Below are 19,025 nucleotides of genomic sequence, written 5' to 3' on the forward strand. Positions count from 1 at the left end.
GCACTCGAAAATGGGGGGGTGTTGAGTGCTCAACCGGACTCGGGGGGAATCCGTGGGCAGGAGGCTCATACGCGATTGTAGCGTGCCTTCTATAATTACACAACTCCTAGCATTGTCCCAGCTCAGGGGCTATAGGTGGATGACTTCTACGTTGTCCCAGTGTTCGGCAAGGTAGTTGGCGGCGACGATGCGGTGGCAGGTGCTCGGGTCGGCTTCGGAGCACAGTAGTACTACGTCGGAGAAGGTGTCGCGGTCGAGGTCGGCGGCGTGGCGTTCGTCGTACTCGGCGCGTAGTGCCGCGGCGAACTTGTCGAAGGGGATCTCGTTATGCCGGTAGGCGTGCATGAGCTCGTGGCTTGATGCGAGGGTCAGCTCGTGGAGGTAGGGCATGTCGAGGATGGTGCGCAGGAAGTATTCCAGGTCGTGCATTTTGGTGAACCCTGCGAGCTGGTTGGTGTTTGACCTGCGGATATCCACGACCCGCGAGATGTTGTTGTCTCGCAGGATCGTGAAGAACTCTTCGGCGCGTTTGTGGGAAAACCCTAGGGTATACAGCCTCATACGGCGTCCGCTACCGCCTTGGCGACGGCCGGTGCCACGCGGGGGTCGAGTGCTTGGGGGACGATGTTGTGGGCGGTGGGGGCGTCGATAAGTGAGGCGATGGCTTCGGAGGCGGCGAGCAGCATGGGGCGGGTGATGCGGGTGGCGCCGGCGTCGATGGCGCCGCGGAAGATGCCGGGGAACGCGAGGACGTTGTTGATTTGATTGGGCATGTCTGAGCGCCCCGTTGCGACGACCCCTCCGTGCTTCCGCGCAACCTCCGGCTCGATCTCCGGGGTGGGGTTGGCCAGCGAGAACAGGATGGGTGCCTCGGCCATGAGGAGGACTTGCTCTTCGGTGATGTGGCCGCGGGACAGTCCGATGAAGGTGTCGGCGTCGCGGAGGGCGTCGTCGACGGTGGTGTGGATGTTGCGCGGGTTGGTGCGCGCGGCGAGGGACTGTTTGACGGGGGTGAGGCCGGCGCGGTCGGCGTGGATGGGGCCTTGGGAGTCGAGGACGATGATGTCGTGGATGCCGGCGTCGAGAAGCATGTCGACGCATGCGATGCCCGCGGCTCCGGCGCCGGAGATGACCACGCGCAGGTCGGCGAGGGTGCGGCCGAGGACGCGCGCGGCGTTGCGTAGTGCCGCATAGATAACGACGGCGGTGCCGTGCTGGTCGTCGTGCATGACGGGGATGTTGAGGCGTTCGTCGAGGCGGCGTTCGATGTCGAAGCAGCGTGGCGCGGCGATGTCTTCGAGGTTGATGGCCGCGAAGGAGGGCGCGATTCGCACGACGGTGTCGACGATTTCGTCGACGTCCTGGGTGTCGAGGACGATCGGGAAGGAGTTCAGCCCGGCGAACTGCTGGAAGAGCTGGGCTTTGCCTTCCATGACGGGCAGTGATGCCAGCGGTCCGATGTCGCCGAGCCCGAGGACCGCGGTGCCGTCGGTGACGACGGCGACGGTGTTCCCTGCCCCCGTGTAGTGGCGTGCCTTGGCGGGCTCTTGTGCGATCGCCTCGCACACTTCCGCTACCCCCGGCGTGTAGCAGATGGCGAGGTCCCGCATGGTGTTCACCTCCATCCGTGATTGGATGGAGAGCTTTCCACCCTCGTGAGCTGCGAATATCTCGTCTGTCGTTGGCTGTTCCTGCATGATTTCCCTTTCATCATCCTAAAGATTGACCCCATAGTACAGCTGTGGTGCGCCCGGGTCTATGGGTTAACCCCGGTGTGTTTCACGTGAAACATGAGAAACGTAGCGGTGGACTAGACTAAGATGTCTTTAACTATGTTGCTTTTCACCCAAAAGGTGCGCAGGTGCAACGCGCAACTAAACTCGGAGCTGTAGCGCTAGCCGCAACGCTGGCGCTAGCGGGCGCCGCCGCTCCCAACGCTGCTGCGGACCTCAGTTCCGTGCGCTACACCGCCGGCGTCGTGGTGAACCAGGGTGATGTTGTTGAGGTGGGCATCACGAAGTGCCAGGTCGGCTATGTCGACGCGGCATCGAAAACTGCGTACGTCGCGCGCCACTGCTTCTCACAGGACGCGGGAGAGATCCTGTACAAGAAGAGTCAAGCGGTGGGCTACAGCACTCGCGCCGGGCTTATCGACGCCCGCTTCAAAAACGACGACGTCATGGCCGTGCGACTGTACGAGGATATCATCGCAGGCCAGAACCTGTTTTCGGGCGATGCAATTGCCGATTACGACTCCCTCGAAGCCGACATGGAAGTGTGCGCGAACTCAGTGAAGCAACGCAAGGTTGTGTGCGGGCATATCCAGGGCGCGGGCGACGGCGTGATCAAAGTCGAGGCCGACGAGACCTTCATCCAGGGCGACTCGGGCGGGCCCGCCTGGCTCGTCGATGACTCCGGCAACCCCCTCTCATTCGTTGGCGTGATCTCGCAGACCAGCAGTACCGAAACTCCGCAGGGTAAGCCCTGGTACGAGTGGAAACTCACCTCCGTAACCGCGAAGTCCTGCCGTGCCAGCACGGAAGTTCCCTCCTACACGCGCACGCAGCCCGAGTCGTGCGGGATTCACGACGACGCCCCTGGCCTCCTCGCCCCGGAAACCAGGACGCGCCCACCCGGCCAGCCCTGGATGAAGCGAGTGGCCAACGAGTTTGAGGTGTTGTCCTCGAAGATCAAGGCCGGGGAACCCCTGAGTCGGCAGCAGGAGGACATGGTCCTTGGGCTCACGCTGTCGATCGTGATCGGCGTGAGTGGGCTGGGTCTCTACGCCGCGTACCTGCTGGGCGAGCCTGTGATCGCGCGGTTCGTGGATGGGCTCAAGCGCTAACCCCACTCAACCGTTCGGTTGACGCAACATTCAACCTGCTGCGCGATTACTTTCTGCGCCCGCTCCAGCACCATTGATGGTGTCAATGGATTTCCCGCCGGTGTTGGCGGTTGTAGAAGGAGTGTGCAAGGTGCAGAAGTTGTACAGGGCAGCAGTGTTGTACTTGGTGCTTGGTCTGGGCGCGGGGTTGTTCTACCGCGAGTTCACCCGCGCGAATGATTTCCCGGAGGGCCAGTTCACGCAGCTCGGCGTGACGCACACGCACTTGCTGGTGCTCGGGTTCGTCATGTCGTTGATTTTCTTGGTGTTGGAGAAACTGTTCCGGGTGTCGCGGTCCGGCAAGCTGTTCACGTGGTTCTTCTGGGTGTACAACGTCGGCGTGCTCATGACCTCGGGAATGATGGTCTGGCACGGCATCCTTACTGTGCAGGGCAAGGAGTCCACGGCGATGATCGCGGGCATCGCGGGCTTGGGCCACATCGCGATCACGATTGCGTTGGGCCTGTTCATGGCGGCGCTCGGTCGCGCGCTCAAGCCTGTTGAGCAAGAATCAGTAAGGCGCTAGTGATGAGCGAAGTAGAGGTCACCACGCCAACGCGTCGCGACTGGATCAGCCTCGCCGTCCTCTCGGTGGGGCTCGGGGTCATCGTTCTCGACGGCACGATCGTTGGCGTGGCGTTGCCGTCGATAATTACTGACCTCGGCCTGGACCTCACCCAGGCACAGTGGGTGAACAGCCTGTACGCGGTGCTGCTCGCCGCGTTGTTGCTGTCCACGGGCAAGATTGCGGATTCGTGGGGCCGCAAGCGCGCCTTCCTCGCGGGCCTCGGGGTGTTCGTCGCGGGCAGCGTCCTCGCCGGCTTTTCGACGTCCGCCTCGACCCTCATTTCCGCCCGTGCAGTGCAAGCCGTCGGCGCGGCCCTCATCATGCCGTCAACCCTTTCGACGGTAAACGCGGTCTTCCGCGGCAAGTACCGCGCTGCCGCCTTCGGCGTGTGGGGCGCCGTGATCTCGGGCGCAGCCGCCGTCGGCCCCCTGGCCGGTGGCGCACTGACGCAGTGGGTGTCCTGGCACTGGATCTTCCTGGTGAACGTGCCAATTGGTATGCTCGTCGCCATCGGCGCGGTGCTCACCGTCCGCGAGACCCGCAGCCCCGACAAACTCCCCGGCATCGATGTCGACGGCGCCCAGCTCAGCGCCATCGCCTTCGGCACCCTCGTCTTCGCCATCATCGAGGCACCCGACCTCGGCTGGTGGACTCCCAAGGAACCCCTGACCGTGTTCGGCTGGACCTGGTCCACCACCGCCCCGGTCTCCCCCGTCCCCGTGTCACTTGCGATCTCCGCCGTGGCCTTCGCCCTCTTCATCCGCTGGGAGCAGCACCGCAAGCGTGTGGAACGCTCCGCGCTCCTGGACTTGGGCCTGTTCTCCTACTCCACCTTCTCCTGGGGCAACATCACCGCCGGCGCCGTCGCCATCGGCGAGTTCGCCATCATCTTCATCTTGCCGCTCTACCTTATTAATGCGCTGGGCCTGTCCGTCATGTCCGCCGGCCTAGTCCTGGCCGCGATGGCCGTCGGCGCATTCCTCTCCGGCGCGGCCGCCCGCCACGTCGCCGCCCGCTTCGGCGCGCCGGGCACCGTCCTGATCGGCCTCGCCCTCGAGGTTGTGGGCGTCATCATCCTCGCCTCCGTGATGGGTGCAAACACCAGCGGCTGGCTCATCGCCGCCCCACTCACCCTCTACGGCCTCGGCCTGGGTCTGGCATCGGCGCAGCTCACCGGCACCGTGCTCCGGGATATTCCGGTACAGCGCTCCGGCCAAGGCTCCGCCACGCAAAGCACCGTCCGCCAGATCGGCTCCGCCCTCGGCACCGCGGTCTCCGGCTCCGTCTGCTCGATGGCCCTCGCCATCACCCTCCCCAAGACCCTCACGGCCGCCGGCATCACCGGCCCCCTTGCCGACGCCACCTCCTCCACCACCCGCCAATCCGCCGGCTCCGCCATCACCCAACTCCGCATGGAGGGCACAGCCAGCGCATTCGGCGACCAAACCGCCGCCGTCGTGCAGGCGCTCAGCGAGGGCATGGCCGACGCCGCCCGCTGGTCCCTCCTCGCCGCCACCGCCTTCCTGGCCCTCGGGTTCGTCGGCGCGCTGCAGGTGCGGAGGGCGGCCAAGGCCGGGGCGTAGGGCCCTGCCACGTCCCCAGCTCCGCCCCGCCTTGCCCCTCCGAAAAAGTTCCCGCGCCCGGGAACGATTTCGGCTTTCAGGCCCGTTCCCGTCGACCGGCACTCGTGTTTCCGCAGGTGGCGACGCATGTCCACGAAGAAAGTTCCCGTTATTCAAAATCCGTTGGGAACTTTTCTGGTCTGCACACGAACCCGGCCTTCCTGCATCAGCTCTTCGATCAAGGTGAGGCACTCAAACATTGTGGCTGCCGAGCACCGCGCCGGTGTCCAACCTTGCCGAATCATCTTTAAGGTGATGGAGGAGTCCTTATTCCGCTGTTGGTAATCGGAGTGATGTGCGCCGTCGTACATGACGGCAATCTTCAACTCGGGAATGGCAAGGTCAAACACTGTGACAAGCTGGTCACCGACCCTCAGTGGCACTTGTTCTTCGACCGTGCAGCCGTACCGGTTGGCCAGGGCGGCAACCAGCAGGCGCATTTCAGTTTCTTTTGGTGAGTCCGCCAATACGCTGCTGTGTCGTAGCACCTTGTGCAGCCATGTGGCGTCAATTTTGTGCCTAGCTGCCTTGGCGATGCTGCTGGGTGTGATGCCCCAAAAACGTCGCACACAGTCAACTAGTTGGATACCTCTGACCTCTTCGGGGGCCAGCCCCTCTACAGTGACGGTTCTCCACAGGTGCTCACCACGTTTGACCTGCACAAGTGCCTGTATTACGGCGGTGAGTGGTGTGACCGCTTGCAGTGATACACCTCGGTGGGTGACGGTCCATGTTGCAAGTGAGATCCGTGATCGGCGGATTGTCGGACGGCAGGCCCCGGCTACGCTGGTGTGGCCGGAGGTGGTCACCAGGGTGGTGTCAGCGCCTTCGACGAGATAGGGCAAGCCGTAGAGCGCGAGTGCCGAGAATCCGGCGATGATGCTGCCGGGTTGTTCTACCGCGTGTGCGATTGCACGGACTGCTGCCGGGGCGTGATACCTGACGTTTTTGGGGTGGTAGCGCGCATTGTTTTGGACTTGCCATGGTTGCAGGCAGTGTTCGTTTTGTAGGTAGCGACGCACGCTGACCTGCTGGTATGCATGGTTTGGTGTTCGCTGTTTTTGGTGGATCAGGGGCGTGTCGAGGTCGATGGTCATGCCGTTGTAGAGAGTGTTCATACCGTTTAGACGTAAAAACGGCGTGTTCGGCTCCCTCAGTGCTTATTATTTTTCGACGCCCCTAGCCTCGCCCGCCACCCGTCGCCCGCCGAGAAAGTTCCCAACGTTTTTTGAAACCGGGGACCTTTCTTCGTGGACAGTCGTCGCGAACTGGGGAAACGTAAGTGTTGGTCGACCGGAATCGGCCCAAACCCAAAATAGTTCCCGGACGCGGGAACTATTTCAGGCCTACCCTTTCGACCACCCAGGCATGTCAATCTCCCCGTCCGTGGCCACGACCTAAGACGAAGTCCGCCTGTCTCGCTCGTATGCGATGCGCTGCCGTCGTGCCTTGCTCCACCCGGTGCGCCGTTTTGGTGCTCGCGCGTTCTCGCGCATCATGAGCGTAATGCCGTCGAAGTCTGTCGGTTTCCAGGCGTGCCGGTGCTCGCGGAACTCCATGCCTTGCTCGTTATTTGAGCTGTAGACGAGCAGTGCCCTGCCGTCTTTGCAGAGCTCGATGGTGCGGTCCCAGAGTAGGTCTCGGATGCGAGCTGATGGGGTGCCCACGAAGACACCTGGGCTGAGTTCCATGAGCCACTTTGTCAGGTCGCCGCGCAGGCCCGCCGGGCATGCGGTGACGATGAGCACCATCATTGCAGTGCCTCTTCCTCTGCCCAGTTGACGCCTGCAGAGATGACTTCCAATTCGCTCCACAGCATCAGTTCGACATCGCTGTAGAGTTCTTCTTCGGGTACGTCCATGACGTATTGGAGGTCTTTGACCATGCGCTGCATCAGTCGCTTTTCGACGACAGCGTCGCGCACCTTCCGTCGCACCTCGATATGCGGTTTCCCTTTCGCTTCAGCTACTGCGTCGAACGCGGCGGGGATGGCGATCTCGGCTTTGTACAGGTCGGCGATGTCGTAGACGAACGCGCGGTCTGTTCCGGTGTGGACAACTCCGAGTGCGGGAACGAACCCAAGCCCGGCAATGACTGCGTGAGCAATGCCGTAGAGCGCTGCGCTTGCCGCAGTGAGCGCTTGGTTGATGGGTGTGCCGGAGTCGAAGTCGTGCGGGTCGTAGCTTCGTCGGTCCCAGTACACGCCGGTTCGTTCGGCTTCGGCGGCGTAGACACGTTTCATGCGGGAGCCTTCCCTGCCGCGCAGCTGCGCCATGGTGAGAGTGGACACGTCCTCTCCCGGGAATCTGAGGCTGTACATTTTCCGGGCGCAGTCAAGCCGTTTGCGCTGGTGCGTTACGACTTCCGCTTGGAGCAGCGCCATCCGCGATGACTTCGCGGGTGGGCGGCCGGAGGCGTAGTACCGGACACCGCGCTCGCCGACCCAAACTGTGCTGGTGCCTGCGTCGCCGAGGAGTGCCATCGCGGCGTAGGTGATCCGGGTTCCGGGGCCGAGCAGGAGCACCGCAAGTTGTGTCGCGGGGACGTGTGCGGTGCCGCGTTGGTCGGTGATCGTCAACGCGTTGCCGTCACGGTTGACCACGCACCGTTCCGCGTAAAGGAAGGACAGCCGATCACTCATTCGCGCGAGTGCACGGCGAGTGATCGGCAGTTCGTCAGGTGTTGGCATCTCAGCACCTATTTGATGGGGCTAGCGTCAGGAGGCCACAGCCGTAGCCGCGACCACGTCCGATGCCTTGGGTGAGGGTGCGTCGAAAAGCCTCGACGTCAGTGACTTCCAGGACTCCGGAAAAACGGGCCTTGGCGATCCGTACGGGCCTGCCTTTGGTGCCGTCGGCTTTCTTCCGGTGGAACACGTCGGTCCAGCTTTGGATGACTGCCGGTGCTTCAAACGCGTCCCAGTGTGCGCGCTCTTCGTCGTTGACCTCGTCATCGAGCCCTGGTGCCAGCGCAAACCCATGTGCGAGTGACTTTTTACGCAGCCAAGCAAGCTGGTGACGCGGGGAAACGTGCGCCTTGATCTTGCCCCGTTTACCCTGCTGAAACTCGCTATACGTTGGGTTGGCAACGAGTTCGAACTTCCAACGCTGCCCTTTCATGATGCTGTCGAGGAAGCGGCTGTAGTCGGCGATTTTCGCCGGCCGGGTATCCCACCCTGCTTGTTCCACGATGGAGTCAGCGGTCGGCTTTCCGGGCCCCACGATGTAGAGCACGTGGGTGTGTTCTTGGCTATCGACGCGCCACAGCACCCGCCCTGCAGTCTCATCGAGATCCGGCGGGAACGCACTGCGTACGGCGGCGTGCATCGCTTGGGAGTCGGTGAGCAGTCGCCTGCCTTGGCGTCGGGCGGGGTTAATGAGGATCCTTGTGAATGTATTGCTCATGCCTTGATCACCGTTTCGAAGAAAACGTCACTGTCCACCAGCGATTCAGTTCCATCCGGATTATCGATAGCGACGTCCTCTACGCGCAGAACGTCACGCCACCCGTAGCGTCGGTGCTGCGGGTCGAAGCTTATGGGCACGTCCTGTCGCCGGACTCCGCCTTGTTCTTCCTCGTCCGCATCCCGGTAGAGCGCCAAGTTGACGTGTTTTGGCGCTTCACGCTTGTGCTGTGCTGTTGCATGCCACGTAGGATGCTCGCGCAGCGCAGTTTCCGCGTCGGTGTCGACGATGCCGATCACTAGTCCTGGGTGCACCGGACATGACCTTCGGCCCATGAAGAGTGGGAATGCGGGAGCGCGTAGTGCTTCCGCGATGCCCTCCAGCAGGGCACGGTCGTCCGATTCGACAGCTACTACGAACGCAGCGTCGCTGAGGAAGTATCGGGTGATGAGCTCCGCGGATGCGTTCGGGTCGGTAAGCCAGGGCTGGGCCGTCTGATAGTCGCGCAGTAGGCTGCCTGACTGGTCAACGCGCACTCCGAGCCGGAGGCGAGTGAGGTCTTCGACTGGGTCCGTTCGACGCCGCCCCTGTGCTGCAGCGATGAGTCCGATGATGCCCGATTTCGTCGGTGTGAGCGCAGTAGCACGTATTTTGTGCCGAGACTCATCACCCCATGACTGTAGGGGCCCTTTCAGTAGGAGGAGTAGGGAGGAACTCATGCGTCATCACCTAGTGCGGTGGCAACGTCGGCTGCGACGCGTTCGCCCAGCTCCTTCAGTGTTACGCGCTCCGCGAGGCCGTCGAATGGCGCGGCGATATCGCCGAGACCGAGGACGTATTGGCTGGTGGGGACGAAGCCGTAGGTGTCCTGAATTGCGCGTGCCTCGTCGGCAAGACGTGCTGCTGCTACGTGGCGACGGTCGAGTTGCTCGGTTGCAGTCACCGCGTCTTCAAAAGCAGTGACGAGGGAGACTGGGCGGGTATCGCGGACGGTCACAAACACGAGCTCGGGGAGAGTCTGGTTGGCAAAGGTATTGATCTTGCCAGTTGGCATGGACGCGACGAATGCCTCGATGAACTGCTCGACAGCCTTAATCGTGGCATCGGTGGACTCGAGGTTTTTCTTCAGGCCGTCGACGTTGATGGTGGCGTAGCGGTAGAGGCTGGAGGACATCATCTGTACAGTGCCGAGCATCCCTGCACCAGTTTCTTCGCCTTCTTCGGCAAGGTCGTCGACGGCGGTGTAGAAGTCGAATTCGGGCGCGGATGCGTGCACGCCGATGGCGTGCGCTACCTGGACTGCTGCGTCGACATTGAAGGATGCGTCGTCAGCAACCATTCGACCGAACATAGACATGTCCACGCTGTGGTTGGTATCCAAAATGGCAGTCGCTTCGGCCTTAGTGAACTTCTGACCGTCGCGCTCAGCAAGCTCGCGGACAGCGCGATCGATTTGCTGTGGGCTGAGGAAGATCAGGTAGGTGGTTTGTGGCCATGGGTTGTGTTCGGTGTCGTCGCCCTTCTTTGGCTTCTCTACGACGGTCTTGATCTTTACAGCGTTGAAGAGCTGCTCCGTGCGCTTGATGGCGTCTTCATCGGAGATGCCGGCAACTTTGGCGAGCTGCTTCGCGATCTTTTCTGGAAGGCGCTTGGAGCGGTCACCGATGGATTCTGGATCGAAGTGCTCGGCGAAGTACTTGCGGATTGCGCGCTTCCAGGACTGGGAGGAGACGCGCTGACGTGGGACGCCGCCGAACACGGCTGTCTTAGGGGCGCCGGTATCGTCGCGGTTGATGAGTGAAGGCGGGACTGTCTGAAGTGCGTGGATATCGATGATGAGAGACATGATTGTCCTTTCGAAAAGTAGAAGTTAGCGGATTGCGTTGTCGAGTTCTTGTGCTTCTGCCTGGGCAGAGGGCCGGAGTGTTCCGATGGCGAAGTCTCTACCCCACCGCAGCAAAACGCCGTCCCGGTACTTTGGGTTTTGGAGCGATCGGAGATCCCCGGCGAATTGCCCGTAATCAAACGGCAAGTCTTGCGAGCGAAGCAGGCTGACGAGTGAACGTAGATGGGTGATCCGTGATGGGAAATCCAGAGCAACCTGCATCGCGTCGAACCGCTGCTTTATTGAGTTGGACTCAGTTTTTCTGTAGAGCTGACCACATGCGAGTGCGAACGAATCTCCCTGCTTGTGCGCCGGTGTGCGTGCACTTTGCATGTGGACCCCGAACAGGGCGAGTGCGTAGAACGCTGCGTACTCGCTTGGGGAGGGCTTGTCAGACTTTCCCAGTTCTTGATCACTGAGTTCCGGTTGCAGCAGCATGAGCACGTCTTGGAGTGCGAGCGGGTTATGCTCCAATCCTATTGAGGCATATTTGCGCAGGTCGGCAAGCGATCCGCGGGCGCTAGCTCCTAGAGCGGTATGGGCTTGCTCTAGGTAGTGGTTCTGTAGCCGCGTCGCCGTTGCCCCTACTGCGGCGCGGAGGGTGGGTTTAGTCATGGTTTTCTCCCTGTTGTGATGTGCGGTCGGCGTTTCGCTGGGCAAGCAGCGGAAGGGCGTCGCGCAGCTTCCGAAGCAGCTGGTTATGGATGGATCCGGCGTTGATCACACGGCCTTTGCCGTCTTCAGTGCTATCGAGGCGGCCGATCATGGCTTTGGGTCCTGCTCCTCGGACGAGTTCCGCTGCAAGCTCGAGTGCGCTATCCCGGACGAGTTCCTGCCAGCGCACGCACTCGGAGGCTACGTCGTCGATGTTGAGATTCCGGAGCCACGTCATGAACTCGGGTTCGAGAAGGGCGTAGAGTCGGTCCGCCGACTTGGTGCCGAAGCTGTACTCTCCGCCTGCCGCGACCGCGAGTTGTCCTTCAAACCAGCCGAGGCAAACCGCTGTATCGCGCACCGCCTGGGCGGCCGCGCGGACACGTTGCCGGTCGGTGGTGGAATACTCATTGTTCTGCAGCAGATAGAGGGGCAGCCCGATTTCGCCGCTGATCACGGTGCCGACAGAAGAACTCTGAGGGCCGTAAGCCATGGAGACAATGGCGATGTCGAGCAGTTCTTGCTCCCTGGTCACGTCGGCAATCTCCGCCAGATTTGCGAGTGTTGCGGGTTTGATCGGGGCCAGGTTCTTTCCGCCAAACCCGGCGTCATTTTCACTGACAAGGAGCGCATCGATCGAGTTCCACACGGTGCGCTCTGAATCGTATGGCTTCGGGTAGTACGCGGTGAGGTCTTTCTTACTCTGATTCGGGCTGTACCGGTATGGCGTCATCGGGTCGCCGAAAACATTCTTTCCTGCGTCTGGGATGCGGTCACCATTGCAGACGAGCACTCTCGTGACGCGGTCCCCTTCTGGGAAGAGGCGGATGCGTCGGGTTTGCCAGGTTGCCAAGTCAGCAGGGCCGTTCGGCATCACGCCTTCCTTGGGTGCACTTGGATCGAAAAGGCGTTGCTTGGCGGTATCAGGATCGCGTTCCCAGATCGGTGTGTCTCCCGTGGCCGTCGGGTCTACTGCTTCCTTGACTGTATTGAGCACCAGTGTTTCTTGCAGTGTGTCGCCGCGTACGACCGTTCCGCCGGTCATGCCAGCCCACCCGGTCCCGATCGGGTAACCTCTGCCACCCTTGACTCGCGGGTCATCTGCAGCGCCAGATTTGATGCCAGAGTAATCGTAGGCGTGTTGGTGGATCAGCCACCTGGCTGCCTCCGGGAACGAAATGGAGGCGCGCCCTGCGCCGGTGCGCATCGTAAAGAAATCTGCCTCAGCGTCTGGGAGGATCCTCGAGATAGGTGAATGCGTATTCTTGCTGGTATGCAGGTTCGCTACCTGCATGAACGGCACTTCATCGTCGATCAGATTGAAGCGGTGTTCGTATTCCTTCAGATAAGCAAGAACGATGTCATCGCGCTGGTGCTGTCTCGCCTGGTTGCGTTGTTCCTGGAACCACGACTCCCAGCGGAAACCTCGGCTTCGTCGGCCGGTGGGTACTGAACTCTTGAGGTGATGGTGGTGCGCTCGCCAGTAAATGGCAAGCAGCACTCGGAGCACCGCGTAGTCCTGCGTCGGTGAGTCGCCGACGACGCTGAGTGGCTGCTCGGTGCCGTCGAAAATTTGCTGCAAGCTGAGGACTTTGTCGCCGTCAGCCGTTGTGGTGCAGATCCACGGTTCATGTACGAGGTTGAATGTCACGTTCATCACTCCTTTCTCTCATTGTTGTGCGTATGACTACAGCGTAGCGGTGGAGGGGACACCACTACTCACCCCTTTCGAACGAGACTTCGATTCCGAGCTCGCTGCTGTAGCGAACGAGGAATCGGCCGATCCTTGTTTCGCCGTCCTCGTCGAGGGGAAGTGCGAGTTGGCCGTTGAGTAGGTAGTGCTTACTCCAGGTGACAGGGGTATTTTCCTCGAGCGCATCCATGACGATGTTGAAGTCGCTCTCGTATCGCGTCAGGCGCGCCGGGAGTCGCACAGTGCTTGATGCGAGTTGGAATGCCGTCTGATAGTCAGGCTCGGCGTCGGCAAGTACTTCCTTATCGACGCCCCATAGCCGGTACCCGTAGTCAGTCTCGATGATGGGTATCACTTCGACAGTGGGCTCCGCGTCGCGAACCTGCGCGGCGCCGGCTTCTTCCCTGTCCAGGTTCAGCACGGCCTTACTGTCCTTGAAGAATTCATTGAGTCGAGTCGAGCAGAACGGGGATGGAGTCCGGAAAGACTTCGAGCGTTCTCGCGCGTTATGCTGCCTTAGTTGGCTTACTCCAGCGGCTTCATCCCAGATTTGCTGCATCTCGTCGGGCACTACGGTCGTGTCCAGGTCATATGTTGACTGGACGAGTTCTTCGATGTCGTCTGGCCGATGGAACGTCGTGGGCAGATGGAGCAGGGTGGAAAGAAGAATCTGGGGGTCATAAATAGCCTTCGCACCACCGTCGAATTCAGGAGTCGGCAGGGGCGAGAGCACGCCGCGAATAAAGATCTTCGGATCCTGTAGTTGAGGTGGACGGTCATCAACCGGGCGGCTGTGACGCTGTAGTCGGCCAGCGCGTTGTACTGCCAGGTCCATCGGCGCGATGTCGGTGATCAGTACGTCGGCGTCGATATCCAGACTCTGCTCGGCGACCTGGGTTGCAACAACAACTTTGCGGTATGGGCGACCTGCGCCGCGCCGCGCGTGCGGGCCGAGTTGTTCCCGGAGCTCGTCTTCCTTTTGGGATCGTTCCCAGGCGATGAAGCCGGCATGGTGCAGTTCGATGTCATCCGCGTACTGGGTTTTGAGCTCCCGGTACGCATCTTGGGCGCGGGCAATGGTGTTGCAGATGATAAGGGCGCAGCCGCCGTCGATAAGCAGGTTGTCGAGCGTGCCTCGAAGAGTGTCGAGTGAGTCGTCGATGTGCTCGATGGTGGCCACCATGTTGGTTGGATTTGGGGGTGGCGTGATGTACGTCGTCGCAGACTCATCGGCGACCGTAATCAGCGGGTAGCCGTGTGGTGCTTCCTCGGGAGCCACCCCGGTGTACGCTTCGACGAGCGAGGCCCGTCGCTGGGCTGGCAGCGTCGCAGACATCATAATGACGCTCGCGCCGTAGTACGCAAGCCACTCAAGTGTGGTTTCGAGGTATTCGGAAGTGTAGGCGTCATAGGCATGAACCTCGTCGAAAATGATGACCTTTCCTGCTAGCGCGGCGTGACGCAGCATCGAAAAGCGTTGCATGAGCGACATCATTAAGACTTGGTCAATAGTGCCAACGACAATATTGGAGAGGAGGCCGCGACGTCTCCCCCGCATCCAGCTGCTCGCGATCACATCACCGCGGTTCGACGTTTCGTCTTCGGCGATTCCGCGCGGCAGACTCATTGCTGCCCGTGACAGCTGGTTTTTGGAGTGCGCGAGGTACAGCGACGTGACAGCGCCAACGCCTGAGGTGTTGCGCGCCCAGTCGATGGTTCGCTCCAGTAGCCCGTTCGCAGTGGCCATAGTGGGGGCCGCAAAGTAGATGCCCTGTGCGCCAGTCTGATCAGCGATGATGTGTGCTGCGGCAAGCGCCGCCTCAGTCTTACCGACGCCAGTCTCCGCCTCAAGGATAAACAGCGTGGGCCGGGTTGCGCGCCGGGCAGCTTCAGCGAGTGCGCGTTGCACGTTGCGCGCATTGAAGTGTTGGGGCCAGGCAAATGATGCTCGATACAGCTCGTCGATGTCGCTGATCGGTTTAGCTGGGTGCCATGGAGCCGTGAGGTCGGTCTGCGCCATCCCCGACCGCAGCCTCTCGACCTGTCCTTTATCGACGACCATCGGAAACGCCTCAGCATTCGACGCTATCCAGTCCGCAATGACCACCAAGCCAGTCAGGAACTGCGCAACCCCTGCCTCGGGGTCCTCGATCTTTCCGATTTTGTCTAGGACCGGTTGCGCGTGCAGCGTCGTCGTCATTGCGCTCACAATTTCGTCTTGAACGCCTAGCCATGCCGCTGGGTACTCCTCGAGGACAGCCTCAATAGCCGACTTCTCGTCGCCTGTCGACGCCACTCCGTGGTGAGCGTCCCCTATCGACCCAACCCATGTAGCCATCGTTCGCGGCATGCCTTGTGCTTCCAGCCAGCGCCTCAGGATGACTCCCGAACTCCTGCCGTGCGGCATCTTCGGAAGTTCATCTTTTTCGAGGTCAAGGCCAGTATCGACAATGGAATTGATGATATGCTCGTACCCGGCTCGATCTTGAAGCTGGGTCTGGAAAGCACGCGTAATTTTTCCCACGTCGTGGGTGCCAGCGAGCCAAATATAAAAAGTGCGGAGCTCCTCGACGGTGATGCCTAGATGCCCCGCGATCTCGCGTTTGATGTTATCGGCGACCCACACATCGAACACCGCAGCTGCGGAACATGCTGCATCTACGAGATGCTGGGGGACTGAAAGATGACCAGTGTCATCGCCGGACTTAGCCCAAAGTGACTGCGCCTGCGGGGAGCGCTGCGAAACCCACTTTTCGAACAGCTGAGCTGTCTCGAGCGTGCTTTCTGGCAGTTCGTGTCCGGGCCTCATGTTTAAATCCTTTTGTCGATGTTGCTTCAAGTTATAACAGTCTTTTCACATCGGTGCAACCCGTAACCCAAATGTACAAGTTAATTACAATGCCGAATGTCGTGTTTGGACGTTGTTTCCAGCGGTATTAGATTTGAAATTAGCCCCGCGGAAGCAGGGATGAGCCCTTGTAAATTTGGGGCTGATAATAATCCCCGCGTTTGCGGGGCTATGTTTCGAGAGCAAGTCGTATGTAGAATGCGGTACAGGCTCCAAAACTTGCAGCTCAGCAAGTGTCCTCCCCGCGCTCGCGGGGATGAGCCCGGCGTGAAAAGCGCGACCAGTTGTTCTGGGAGGTCCTCCCCGCGCTCGCGGGGATGAGCCCACTTTCGCCACCATCGACTGTGAGGGGTACGCGTCCTCCCCGCGCTCGCGGGGATGAGCCCGTCTCGCCAAATCTGCTCATCGACACCCGTCGGTCCTCCCCGCGCTCGCGGGGATGAGCCCCAACCAGGGTTTTGCAACTTCCAATATTCCGCGTCCTCCCCGCGCTCGCGGGGATGAGCCCCGTCTCGATTCGATTGACCAGGCGACCGCGAAGTCCTCCCCGCGCTCGCGGGGATGAGCCCGGCGTTGTCCGCCTTGTGCGTAATGACACCGCGTCCTCCCCGCGCTCGCGGGGATGAGCCCCTAGTAACATAGAATACTAGGTGTAAGGCAAGGTCCTCCCCGCGCTCGCGGGGATGAGCCGCAAAGGAGCTAATCAATGAGTAAGGAACTCGAGTCCTCCCCGCGCTCGCGGGGATGAGCCCAAAACCCCCGCGCAAAATGCATCACATACCCCGTCCTCCCCGCGCTCGCGGGGATGAGCCCACACCCTGGGCGGCGTTGTGGTCAATGATGGTGTCCTCCCCGCGCTCGCGGGGATGAGCCCGATTCGAAGGGCTTCTCGTAGGTCGTGGTCGAGTCCTCCCCGCGCTCGCGGGGATGAGCCACCGTGAGGCAGTCCGAATCGGCGTGCATTCGCGTCCTCCCCGCGCTCGCGGGGATGAGCCCGCGACCTTGACGTGTGGTGGAGCAAGCTGCCAGTCCTCCCCGCGCTCGCGGGGATGAGCCGTAGGTGTCAGTCCAGTCGAGGCCCATCACCATGTCCTCCCCGCGCTCGCGGGGATGAGCCCGGCACTGACTCCACCCCGCAAATGCGGACCGCGTCCTCCCCGCGCTCGCGGGGATGAGCCGGTATCCTTCCAGGAATTCTCCGACGTGATGGAGTCCTCCCCGCGCTCGCGGGGATGAGCCCGGTGACAACTTTCATTGCTCGCATGGTGGCGAGTCCTCCCCGCGCTCGCGGGGATGAGCCCCTATCCACCAAGAAGATGAAGTCGGTCGCGCCGTCCTCCCCGCGCTCGCGGGGATGAGCCCCAGGGGTCGGCGCAGGGGCTGACCCGCAATGTGTCCTCCCCGCGCTCGCGGGGATGAGCCGGCGGCAAGCGCCGCCGAATCGTACTCCCCCAAGTCCTCCCCGCGCTCGCGGGGATGAGCCGCGCCGACCATCAAAGTCGGCACAGACGGGGTGGTCCTCCCCGCGCTCGCGGGGATGAGCCGTCGGCCAAAAACTTTCGCGTCGCCTCGTGCTCGTCCTCCCCGCGCTCGCGGGGATGAGCCCTTTATATGTAAGCAAGGACCGAAAGGGTCCATGTCCTCCCCGCGCTCGCGGGGATGAGCCTTCTGGTTTTCCCTCGCATGGTGGACGCACATTGTCCTCCCCGCGCTCGCGGGGATGAGCCCCCCTGATTCGTCCGGCTTAAACGGATCCCCAAGTCCTCCCCGCGCTCGCGGGGATGAGCCCACCGGCTTCACATATTTTCGCCCAGGCCCTACGTCCTCCCCGCGCTCGCGGGGATGAGCCCCACTTGCGCAGGATGCGCCCATAATTCTGTCTGTCCTCCCCGCGCTCGCGGGGATGAGCCCGCACAACCTCCACACAGTTCGGGTCGGGGTGTGTCCTCCCCGCGCTCGCGGGGATGAGCCCTCATGTGTGACGGGGTGAAGATCGCCGACCGGGTCCTCCCCGCGCTCGCGGGGATGAGCCCGGAATGAACTCCGAAACGACGTTTACGTTCCCGTCCTCCCCGCGTTCGCGGGGATGAGCCCGTTGTTTGTAGGTTGGTCACGTCGGCGATCGCGTCCTCCCCGCGCTCGCGGGGATGAGCCTAAGCGCTGGGTTGATGCCCAACTCGCAGAAAAGTCCTCCCCGCGCTCGCGGGGATGAGCCGTTTGGCAAGCAGGTTTCTCATTGTTCTCTTTCGTCCTCCCCGCGCTCGCGGGGATGAGCCCAAAATCCTCAATTTCACGCTGCCTGCGCATCCGTCCTCCCCGCGCTCGCGGGGATGAGCCCCCGGACCCACACGAAACCATCCCCGATGTGAGGTCCTCCCCGCGCTCGCGGGGATGAGCCCTCAATTGCCTCGAACCCCAACGATGTTTCAGGGTCCTCCCCGCGCTCGCGGGGATGAGCCAACGCCTCAACCATGTCGCGCACCAAGTACTGGGTCCTCCCCGCGCTCGCGGGGATGAGCCTCTGCTCCGGCTTGCCGCTCTTGCGAGCCTTAGGTCCTCCCCGCGCTCGCGGGGATGAGCCCCAACAACGCGAACGCCGTGACTATCGGATTCGGTCCTCCCCGCGCTCGCGGGGATGAGCCCATTTCGTCTGACAGACGGTGAAACGCGTCGTCGTCCTCCCCGCGCTCGCGGGGATGAGCCGCTGCGGGGTCGCTGAACGTTCCGGGTGGCTTTGTCCTCCCCGCGCTCGCGGGGATGAGCCCATCTGGTGGAGTCCAAAACGAGGGTGCAGGCGGTTCTCCCCGCGCTCGCGGGGATGAGCCCAGCACCAGAACCCACGCGGAATGCGATTCAAAGTCCTCCCCGCGCTCGCGGGGATGAGCCTGCGAAACTGTCACTCAATTACCCCACCAGGTCGTCCTCCCCGCGCTCGCGGGGATGAGCCCGTCGCAGCCAGCTTCGTGGCCTTGTCAATCGCGTCCTCCCCGCGCTCGCGGGGAGGAGCCCACATGGAGGAAGCATGAAACCACACCCAGAAAGTCATCCCCGCGCTCGCGGGGATGAGCCCCACCCTGCTCGATATACACCCCACGATGAGAAGTCCTCCCCGCGCTCGCGGGGATGAGCCGGATTCACGCAATGAAAGTGCGTGCTGAGCACGGTCCTCCCCGCGCTCGCGGGGATGAGCCCATATCCGACGCGCGTTCAGTTGCAGGGGGGCTGTCCTCCCCGCGCTCGCGGGGATGAGCCCTCAATCGCCGCCGCATTCGACTTCTTCGTCTCGTCCTCCCCGCGCTCGCGGGGATGAGCCGGATTCACGCAATGAAAGTGCGTGCTGAGCACGGTCCTCCCCGCGCTCGCGGGGATGAGCCGGCCTACACCCTCGAGGAGGCTATCGCTGACCCGTCCTCCCCGCGCTCGCGGGGATGAGCCCAGGTCGTCGCGTGACCTGGCTGACCAGCTCA

14 protein-coding genes and 1 CRISPR repeat array (1 of these 15 running past the window's edge) are annotated in these 19,025 nt (G+C 61.9%); of the genes, 3 read left to right on the forward strand and 11 right to left on the reverse strand.

What is annotated here, in order from left to right; translation table 11 throughout:
- Positions 1-129: 129 nt before the first annotated feature.
- Together BJP05_RS00100 and BJP05_RS00105 are read right to left on the reverse strand one after the other, a co-directional pair.
- Positions 130-561, reverse strand: a complete 432-nt coding sequence (locus tag BJP05_RS00100; RefSeq protein ID WP_070361630.1) for a DUF488 domain-containing protein — start codon at positions 559-561, stop codon at positions 130-132.
- Entirely contained in the window at positions 558-1,697 is a 1,140-nt protein-coding gene (locus BJP05_RS00105; RefSeq protein ID WP_070361631.1) for an NADP-dependent malic enzyme, read from the reverse strand. Before BJP05_RS00105 ends, BJP05_RS00100 begins: the two co-directional genes overlap by 4 nt.
- 164 nt (positions 1,698-1,861) lie before the next feature.
- Here BJP05_RS00105 and BJP05_RS00110 point away from each other — a divergent pair, with 164 nt between their 5' ends.
- The 3 genes from BJP05_RS00110 to BJP05_RS00120 all read left to right on the forward strand — a co-directional run bounded on the left by BJP05_RS00110 (position 1,862) and on the right by BJP05_RS00120 (position 5,035).
- Positions 1,862-2,845, forward strand: a complete 984-nt coding sequence (locus BJP05_RS00110) for a hypothetical protein (RefSeq protein WP_070361632.1) — start codon at positions 1,862-1,864, stop codon at positions 2,843-2,845.
- A 130-nt stretch (positions 2,846-2,975) separates the two neighbouring features.
- A complete protein-coding gene (locus BJP05_RS00115) occupies positions 2,976-3,410 on the forward strand; it encodes a DUF2871 domain-containing protein (protein ID WP_070363399.1) in 435 nt (144 codons plus the stop codon).
- A gap of 2 nt (positions 3,411-3,412) precedes the next feature.
- Positions 3,413-5,035: an MFS transporter gene (locus BJP05_RS00120; protein WP_205634837.1), complete on the forward strand. Its 1,623-nt coding sequence runs from the start codon at positions 3,413-3,415 to the stop codon at positions 5,033-5,035.
- 152 nt (positions 5,036-5,187) lie between these two features.
- Here the strand turns inward: BJP05_RS00120 and BJP05_RS00125 are convergent, their stop codons facing one another.
- The 9 genes from BJP05_RS00125 to BJP05_RS00165 form a co-directional block, all read right to left on the reverse strand.
- Positions 5,188-6,192 carry a hypothetical protein gene (locus tag BJP05_RS00125; RefSeq protein WP_070361633.1) on the reverse strand — a complete coding sequence of 335 codons (1,005 nt, stop codon included), beginning with the start codon at positions 6,190-6,192 and terminating at the stop codon, positions 5,188-5,190.
- 279 nt (positions 6,193-6,471) lie between these two features.
- Positions 6,472-6,828 carry a type I-E CRISPR-associated endoribonuclease Cas2e gene (gene cas2e, locus BJP05_RS00130; protein ID WP_070361634.1) on the reverse strand — a complete coding sequence of 119 codons (357 nt, stop codon included), beginning with the start codon at positions 6,826-6,828 and terminating at the stop codon, positions 6,472-6,474.
- The gene (gene cas1e / locus BJP05_RS00135; RefSeq protein WP_070361635.1) at positions 6,825-7,763 is read right to left on the reverse strand and encodes a type I-E CRISPR-associated endonuclease Cas1e; all 939 of its coding nucleotides are present in this window, start codon (positions 7,761-7,763) and stop codon (positions 6,825-6,827) included. The genes cas2e and cas1e overlap by 4 nt, the downstream gene beginning before the upstream one ends.
- Before the next feature lies 1 nt (position 7,764).
- Positions 7,765-8,478: a type I-E CRISPR-associated protein Cas6/Cse3/CasE gene (gene cas6e / locus BJP05_RS00140; RefSeq protein ID WP_070361636.1), complete on the reverse strand. Its 714-nt coding sequence runs from the start codon at positions 8,476-8,478 to the stop codon at positions 7,765-7,767.
- Entirely contained in the window at positions 8,475-9,197 is a 723-nt protein-coding gene (gene cas5e, locus BJP05_RS00145) for a type I-E CRISPR-associated protein Cas5/CasD (protein ID WP_070361637.1), read from the reverse strand. Before cas5e ends, cas6e begins: the two co-directional genes overlap by 4 nt.
- On the reverse strand, positions 9,194-10,324 hold the full coding sequence (gene cas7e / locus BJP05_RS00150; protein ID WP_070361638.1) for a type I-E CRISPR-associated protein Cas7/Cse4/CasC: 1,131 nt from the start codon (positions 10,322-10,324) through the stop codon (positions 9,194-9,196). The genes cas5e and cas7e overlap by 4 nt, the downstream gene beginning before the upstream one ends.
- Before the next feature lie 24 nt (positions 10,325-10,348).
- Complete coding sequence (casB, locus tag BJP05_RS00155; protein WP_070361639.1) at positions 10,349-10,978, reverse strand: type I-E CRISPR-associated protein Cse2/CasB; 630 nt, start codon at positions 10,976-10,978, stop codon at positions 10,349-10,351.
- Positions 10,971-12,674 carry a type I-E CRISPR-associated protein Cse1/CasA gene (casA, locus tag BJP05_RS00160; protein ID WP_070361640.1) on the reverse strand — a complete coding sequence of 568 codons (1,704 nt, stop codon included), beginning with the start codon at positions 12,672-12,674 and terminating at the stop codon, positions 10,971-10,973. The genes casB and casA overlap by 8 nt, the downstream gene beginning before the upstream one ends.
- A 58-nt stretch (positions 12,675-12,732) precedes the next feature.
- Positions 12,733-15,519 (reverse strand): CRISPR-associated helicase/endonuclease Cas3, encoded by a 2,787-nt coding sequence (locus BJP05_RS00165; protein ID WP_070361641.1) that lies wholly within the window; start codon positions 15,517-15,519, stop codon positions 12,733-12,735.
- A 274-nt stretch (positions 15,520-15,793) separates the two neighbouring features.
- Positions 15,794-19,025: direct repeats of the CRISPR family, unit length 28 nt; unit sequence GTCCTCCCCGCGCTCGCGGGGATGAGCC; it runs 761 nt beyond the window's last position.

The organism is Corynebacterium sp. NML98-0116 (assembly GCF_001767255.1).
Taxonomy (GTDB): Bacteria; Actinomycetota; Actinomycetes; order Mycobacteriales; family Mycobacteriaceae; genus Corynebacterium; species Corynebacterium pseudogenitalium.

Bases quoted from the DNA above. Each gene is read 5' to 3' on its own strand.
- BJP05_RS00100 (WP_070361630.1), bottom strand. From the start codon at position 561: ATGAGGCTGTATACCCTAGGGTTTTCCCACAAACGCGCCGAAGAGTTC.
- BJP05_RS00105 (WP_070361631.1), bottom strand. From the start codon at position 1,697: ATGCAGGAACAGCCAACGACAGACGAGATATTCGCAGCTCACGAGGGT.
- BJP05_RS00120 (WP_205634837.1), top strand. From the start codon at position 3,413: ATGAGCGAAGTAGAGGTCACCACGCCAACGCGTCGCGACTGGATCAGC.
- BJP05_RS00125 (WP_070361633.1), bottom strand. From the start codon at position 6,192: ATGAACACTCTCTACAACGGCATGACCATCGACCTCGACACGCCCCTG.
- cas2e (WP_070361634.1), bottom strand. From the start codon at position 6,828: ATGATGGTGCTCATCGTCACCGCATGCCCGGCGGGCCTGCGCGGCGAC.
- cas1e (WP_070361635.1), bottom strand. From the start codon at position 7,763: ATGCCAACACCTGACGAACTGCCGATCACTCGCCGTGCACTCGCGCGA.
- cas6e (WP_070361636.1), bottom strand. From the start codon at position 8,478: ATGAGCAATACATTCACAAGGATCCTCATTAACCCCGCCCGACGCCAA.
- cas5e (WP_070361637.1), bottom strand. From the start codon at position 9,197: ATGAGTTCCTCCCTACTCCTCCTACTGAAAGGGCCCCTACAGTCATGG.
- cas7e (WP_070361638.1), bottom strand. From the start codon at position 10,324: ATGTCTCTCATCATCGATATCCACGCACTTCAGACAGTCCCGCCTTCA.
- casB (WP_070361639.1), bottom strand. From the start codon at position 10,978: ATGACTAAACCCACCCTCCGCGCCGCAGTAGGGGCAACGGCGACGCGG.
- casA (WP_070361640.1), bottom strand. From the start codon at position 12,674: ATGAACGTGACATTCAACCTCGTACATGAACCGTGGATCTGCACCACA.
- BJP05_RS00165 (WP_070361641.1), bottom strand. From the start codon at position 15,519: ATGAGGCCCGGACACGAACTGCCAGAAAGCACGCTCGAGACAGCTCAG.